This window comes from Burkholderia sp. GbtcB21 (assembly GCF_019091065.1).
Classification (GTDB): domain Bacteria; phylum Pseudomonadota; class Gammaproteobacteria; order Burkholderiales; family Burkholderiaceae; genus Burkholderia; species Burkholderia pyrrocinia_C.
Genome location: NZ_JAGXKA010000506.1, coordinates 1 through 233, shown reverse-complemented (window position 1 = coordinate 233; position 233 = coordinate 1). Strand labels below are relative to the sequence as shown.

The window sequence follows — 233 nt, the reverse complement described above, 5'->3', positions numbered from 1 at the left end:
GGCCGCGATCGCGCTCAACGTCTGGCCCACCGATCCGCACTGATGCCCGTTTCCGAAACGGTGCCGGATGCCGGGCTGATCTGATGAAATGCGCGTCGGAACGACGCATGCCGGAAAATTTGTCTCCTGCGCGAAACCGACTAAAGTGGAAAGCAACCAGCAGGCATTGTCCGCGCCATACCCCGCGGACGGTGCTTGCGCTGGCGAGCCCGCGTAGATTTCGTCCGGCCGGT

At 63.1% G+C, this 233-nt stretch carries 1 protein-coding gene; it reads right to left on the bottom strand.

Going from position 1 to position 233, the window contains the following annotated elements:
- A partial coding sequence (locus KVT39_RS37495; protein WP_217591532.1) for a hypothetical protein occupies positions 1-233 on the bottom strand: 233 nt, incomplete at both ends.